The 5,839-nt window shown below is 64.6% G+C and carries 4 protein-coding genes and 1 pseudogene; all 5 read left to right on the plus strand.

Annotated features, from left to right (window positions below; genetic code table 11):
- On the plus strand, window positions 1-1,923 hold a 1,923-nt coding region (locus WBR57_RS02775), incomplete at its 5' end, for a vWA domain-containing protein (protein ID WP_424081900.1).
- Complete coding sequence (locus WBR57_RS02780) at window positions 1,923-2,627, plus strand: ABC transporter ATP-binding protein (protein ID WP_424081902.1); 705 nt, start codon at window positions 1,923-1,925, stop codon at window positions 2,625-2,627. The genes WBR57_RS02775 and WBR57_RS02780, both read left to right, overlap by 1 nt.
- Window positions 2,627-3,811 (plus strand): ABC transporter permease, encoded by a 1,185-nt coding sequence (locus WBR57_RS02785; protein ID WP_424081904.1) that lies wholly within the window; start codon window positions 2,627-2,629, stop codon window positions 3,809-3,811. The genes WBR57_RS02780 and WBR57_RS02785 overlap by 1 nt, the downstream gene beginning before the upstream one ends.
- Window positions 3,804-5,513 (plus strand): formylglycine-generating enzyme family protein, encoded by a 1,710-nt coding sequence (locus tag WBR57_RS02790; RefSeq protein WP_424081906.1) that lies wholly within the window; start codon window positions 3,804-3,806, stop codon window positions 5,511-5,513. Before WBR57_RS02785 ends, WBR57_RS02790 begins: the two co-directional genes overlap by 8 nt.
- Before the next feature lie 84 nt (window positions 5,514-5,597).
- Window positions 5,598-5,839 (plus strand): annotated as a pseudogene (locus WBR57_RS02795) (type VI secretion system-associated lipoprotein TagQ); the annotation flags it as partial.

Here is a 5,839-nt window from a genome sequence, read left to right on the forward strand (position 1 = left end):
GCAGTGCCCAAGGCAACCTCTGCTGCAACCGCAGCCGCCACACCGCCCGCCGTCGCGGCGCAGGCGGACGGTGGCCAGCGGCCGTTGCTGATGGCCGGCAAAAAGACCTTGTTCCAGCGTGTGCTCAGCAAGCCGGGCGCCAAGCTGTCCCATGAGGCCGGCGGTGCATCGGGCGAAGGGCTGCCGGCGTTTTCCGTGCTTTACGTTTACCAGCGCAAGGACGTCGACGGCAGCCCGTGGGTGCGCGTTGGCGCGGCCACTGACGGCCGCAGCGACGGTTGGTTGCCGGCCGCGCAAGTCAGCGACTGGAAACAAAGCCTGGTGCTCAAGTTCACCGAGCGCTCAGGCCGCGCGCCGGTGATGTTCCTGCGCCAATCCGGCGAAGTCGAGAAGCTGCTGGCCGACCCGGCCGCCGCCAAAGGCGTGTTGGCCAAGGCGCAGAAAAACACGCAAGACAACAGCCAGATCCTGGCCCTGGAACCGACCGCCAGCGCGGTGCCGCAGAACCAGTTCTACCTGTTGCCGATCTTCGATTCCAAAGAAAGCTTCGACGAAAACGGCCAGCCGGTGCAGTTGCTCAATGTGGCCTCGATCGACCCCGGCACGGCCGCTGCAAAACCGGCCGCGCGGGTGCTGAACGCCAACGCCGATGCCTTCCGCACCGCCGTGGTGCTGGTGGTCGACACTACCGTTTCCATGCAGCCGTACATCGACCAGATCCGCGATGTGGTGCATGAGCTGCAAACCCGCATTGCCGAGCGCGGCGAGTTGGACAGTGTCAGCTTCGGCATGGTTGGTTTTCGCAGCAGCATCAAGAAAACCCCCGGCCTGGAATACGTGACCAAGACCCTGATCAGCCTCGACCAGGGCCGCGACCCGCAGCGCTTTCTCGACATGGCGCGCGAGGTCAAGGCGTCCACCGTGTCCAGCCATTCCTTCAACGAGGATGCGTTTGCCGGGGTGATGCAGGCCGTGGACGCTATGGACTGGTCCGGCTACGGCGGCCGTATCATTTTGCTGGTGACCGATGCCGGCGCGTTGCGCAAGAACGACCCGTTCGCCGCCACCCAGATGAACGAAGCCGAAGTGCGCCAGGCCGCGCTGGGCAAGCAGATCAAAATCTACGCGCTGCACCTGCGCACCGATGCCGGCAAGAAGACCCACGCCGGCGCCGAGAGCCAGTACCGCATCCTCACGGCCGACGCCAACCCGCAGATCGGCGACTTGTACACGCCGGTGCCCGGTGGCGATGTGCGCAAGCTGGGTGAGCGGGTGGATGAGATCGGCACGGTGTTCGCCAACCTCGTGCACCAGGTGCGCAGCAATACACCGCAGCCCGTGCCGCTGTTGAGCAGCGCGCCAAGCCTGGCGGACAAATCCGCCGCCGTTGGTTACGCGATGCACATGGATTTCCTCGGTCACAAGGCCGCGAGCCAGGCGCCCCAGCTGGTCAGTGCCTGGACCGCCGACCGCGACCTGACCAACCCGGCGCTGCCGGCGTTCCAGGTGTGCGTGATGTTGACCAAGTTGCAGCTCAACGATTTGCAGCAGTCGCTGAAACTGATCGTCGATGCCGCGCGCAAAACCCAGACGTCACCCAAGGATTTCTTCCAGGAAATCGCCAGCGCCTCGGCCTATATGAGCCGCGACCCGCAGGCCCTGCGCAAGGGCGGCAACCTCGCCGACGGCGGCATTCTCGGTGAATACCTCGAAGGCCTGCCGTACCGCAGCAAGTCGCTGAACATGACCCAGGACCTGTGGTTGTCGCTGAGCGTGGCCGAGCAGGAAGACTTTATCGACGAGCTGGATTCAAAAATCCGCCTCTACGAAACCTTCCACAATGACGTGGCCAACTGGGTCCGTTTCGGCGATGCCGAGCCGGGCGATGCGTTGTACCGCGTGCCACTGTCGACGCTGCCGTGATGCTGAACTTGAACGCGGTGCACAAGAGCCGGGGCCTCGGTAGCCAGCGTTACAGCCTGGTGGTTCCGGCGTTGCAACTGCGTGCGGGTGAGCAATTGGCAATTGTCGGGCCGAGCGGCTGCGGCAAAAGCACCTTGCTCGATTTGCTCGCGTTGGTGCTGGCGCCGGATCAGGTGGGAGCATTCGAATTCAATCAGCAGGATATTGGCGGGTTGTGGCGCGCCGACAAGCAAACTGCATTGGCTGAGCTGCGTAGCCGTCACTTGGGCTATGTGCTGCAAACCGGCGGCCTGCTGGGTTTTCTCGACGTGCGCAGCAACATTGCGCTGTCCCGCCAATTGCTCGGTTTGAAGGACGACGGCAGTGTGGCGCGGCTGGCCGAGCAGTTGGAAATCGGCGACCAGTTGGCCAAGAAGCCCGCGGCGCTGTCGGTGGGCCAGCGCCAGCGCGTGAGCTGCGCGCGTGCCTTGGTGCACGCGCCGCAACTGGTGTTGGCCGATGAACCGACCGCGTCGCTTGACCCGCTGAACGCCGAGCGCGTGATGCACGCGCTGCTGGCCCAGGCCCGCGAACACCGCGCCGCCTGTGTGATCGCCACCCATGACGAACCGCTGGCCCGCGCCAGTGGCTTGCAGGTGCGACGCATCAGTTGCCGACGCGACACCGACGGCGGCGTCACCGCAACCCTCGGGGAGGTGTGCTGATGCGCTTTCCTCTGGTGGCCTCGCTGGCCTGGCAGGACTATCGCAACGACGCCTGGCTGTCGGCGTGTTCGGTGCTGGCGCTGGTGGCGGTGATCGCGCCGTTGCTGGTGTTATTCGGCCTTAAATTCGGACTGGTTAGCAGTTTGACCGAACGTTTGCAGACCGACCCCGCCACCCGTGAAATTATTCCGTTGGGCGGTGGTCGATTCAGCAGTGGATTTGTCGAGCAACTGGGCCAGCGCAGTGAGGTGGCCTTTGCACTGCCGCGTACACGACAGATTGCGGCCACGGCGCAGGTGGGCACCCTGGTCCTGGAAATGCTGCCGACGGCGCCGGGTGATCCGTTGCTGGGCCGCTTGCCAGTGCCCAAGGGGCTGGACCAGATCGTGCTGAGCCACACCGCTGCCGAGAAGCTTGCGGCGCGGCCCGGCGATTGGCTGGAGACCCGCTTTGCGCGGCAAGTAGCCGGGCGTGTCGAGGCGCAACGCACGCGGCTGCAGGTGCTGGCGGTATTGCCATTGGAAGCCTTCGCGCGCGACGGCTTGTTTGCTGATTTGAAGTTGCTGGAAGCGGCGGAAGATTACCGCGATGGCCGCGCCGTACCGGCACTGGGCTGGGACGGCGAGGCGGTGGGCGTGAGCGAGCAGCGGGTGTATCCGGCGTTTCGCTTGTATGCGCGCAACCTCACTGATGTGGAGCCGCTGCGGGTGTATTTCGCCGGGCAGAATCTGCTGGTGTCGACCCAGGCGCAGACCATCGCGCAGGTGCAGTCGTTGAGCCGCAACCTGTCGATCGTGTTCTGGATCATCGCCGGGTTGGCCCTGGCCGGGGCGTTTGCGGCGATCTTCGCTGGGGCGCTGGCCGCTGTGGCGCGCAAGCGTCGGGAATTGTCGGTGCTGCGCCTGTTGGGGTTTTCCACGGCTGGGCTGTTGGTGTTTGTGCTGCTGCAGGCGCTGTACAGCGCGGGTATTGCCGCCGTGCTGAGTGCCGGGCTGTATGGCCTGGCCGAGGCAGCGTTGAATAAGTTATTTGTGCAGGTGGCGGGCGAACACGCCAGCCACCTGCTGGCGCGGCATTACGGCCTGGCCCTGGCGGCAGTCCTCGGCGTCAGCGCCGTGGCGGCGGCGTGTGGGGGTTGGCGTGTGGCGCGTATCCAGGCTTCTGAAGGAATCAGAGATGTATAAGTTACTGGGCGCCGCCCTGGCGCTGAGCCTGGCCTCGATGGCCTGGGCCGACGAGGCAAGCGACAAGCTCGACAACCCCAAGCCGTTGGAGGGCGACGTCAGCCTGCCGCTGCCGTGCGAAGGCAACATGGTGTTCCGCTACGCCTACGTGCTGGCCCAGGGCACTCTGGATGATCGCGAGATCAGCCTCGGCTACCCCTTTGCCGAAGGCGAGGCGGGTTATCAGCAGTCGTTTATTTCCGGTTATCGCCGCGACTTCATCAACGGCCAGTTCACCCTCAAGGACTTGCCCAAGGATTGGAACAAGGTCATCGCGCCGTTGATGCCCAAGACCGACGCCAAAACCCCGCTCAAGCCGATGCTGTATTTCATCGGCAAGTACGAAGTGACCGCGCGCCAGTACGCCCAGGTGATGTCCCAGGCGCAGTCGCTGGCCAGTGGCGAACCGGCGCCGGCGTGCGATGTGCCCGACGGCATGGCCGGGCGCTTGCCCAAGGTCAAGCTGTCGCGCTTTGAAGCCGAGCGCTTCTCGGCGGTGTACAGCGCTTGGCTGATGAAGTATCACCGCGAGTTTTTGCCGGTGAGCGGGCGTGGTTCCTCTGCGGAGGACGGTGGCCTGGGCTTTGTGCGCCTGCCCACCGAAGTGGAGTGGGAATTCGCCGCGCGCGGCGGCCAGGCGGTCAGCCGCCAGGACCTCGAAGGGCGGCTGTTCCCACGTCGCGTCGAGGGCAGTGACAGCGACGGCCCGCTGGGTGATTACGCAGTCTTCAATCAGGTTGCCGGCGGCACCGGTCAGGCCGCGCGCTTGATGCCCATCGGCACCAAATTGCCTAACCCGATTGGCCTGTTCGACGTGATTGGCAACGCGGCGGAAATGGTCCAGGAGTCCTTCCAACTGGTGCACGCCGGACGCCGCCAGGGTACCTATGGCGGCTTTGTGGTCAAGGGCGGCAACTACCTGGAAGGCGAGGGCACGCTGTTTACCGGCATGCGCCGCGAGTACCCGTTGTTCGCTGCCGACGGCACCGAGCAAAGCAACGAGACCACCGGTTTTCGCGTAGCAATCGGCGCGTTGTCGGCGCCGCGCTCGCGCTACAAGGAGCTGTTTGCGCAGTGGCAGAAAGAAGGCCGCCTGGCCTCGCTGACCGACGCCATTGACGACGCCCAGGACCCGACCAAGCGCCTCGACAGCATCATCGCCGCCAGCGTTGACCCCAAGCTGCAAGCCGAGCTGGGGCTGGTCAACGAGGAACTCAAGCGCAACGTCTCGCTGATCGCCCAGCAACGTGAAGAAGCCGCGGGCAACCTGATCCAGTCGGCCGCGTTGGTGGCCGAGACCATTGCCAACTACAACATCCGCCTGGCCAACCTGCAGAAGAGTCGCCAGCAGGCCCTGGACAACAAAGACCAGGCCAGCGCGCAGCTGTTTGACATGGCCATCACCAATGGTCGCAGTGCACTCGATGGCGCGGTGGCGATTTACATCGACAACCTGGCCACCGGCACGCGCTACACCGATGCGGTGATCCAGGCGCAGTTTCAACGAATCAAGGAAGAGCTGGACCGCAAGCCGGTGCTCGGCAAGAGCCTGGTAACGCGCGCAACACTGTTCGTCCGCCATGTCGGCAACTACCGCAAGCAACAGCGGGCCGACCCGGCGACGATCTTGAAGGAATTGCTCGCAGCGAGCGGTCAGCGATGATCGCTGGCTGTATGGCGAGCTTGGAAGGGACTCAGGCGGCGGTGGGCCGCGCTGGGCAAGTCAAACTTAAACGAGAACACACCTATGCTTTTTTCCCGTAAGGCGGTTTCCAAGCGTCACTTGCTGCTGATCGCGGCCGGTTTCAGCACTGTGCTGACCGGTTGCGCCACGTCGCCGGCCTCCAAGGTCGCGTCGAGCACCAAGGTCGAGTACTACCCCAATTGCTACGAGCCGGTGCAGCACTTGCGTGCCACCGATTCGGACATGACCAAGTCGGTCGTCACCGGTGCCGCCCTCGGCGCGGCCGGCGGTGCATTGCTGGGGGC

This window comes from Pseudomonas sp. (assembly GCF_049590575.1).
In the GTDB taxonomy this organism is placed as follows: domain Bacteria; phylum Pseudomonadota; class Gammaproteobacteria; order Pseudomonadales; family Pseudomonadaceae; genus Aquipseudomonas.

Coding starts and splice junctions, on each gene's coding strand:
- WBR57_RS02780 (WP_424081902.1), top strand. CDS start 1,923: ATGCTGAACTTGAACGCGGTGCACAAGAGCCGGGGCCTCGGTAGCCAG.
- WBR57_RS02785 (WP_424081904.1), top strand. CDS start 2,627: ATGCGCTTTCCTCTGGTGGCCTCGCTGGCCTGGCAGGACTATCGCAAC.
- WBR57_RS02790 (WP_424081906.1), top strand. CDS start 3,804: ATGTATAAGTTACTGGGCGCCGCCCTGGCGCTGAGCCTGGCCTCGATG.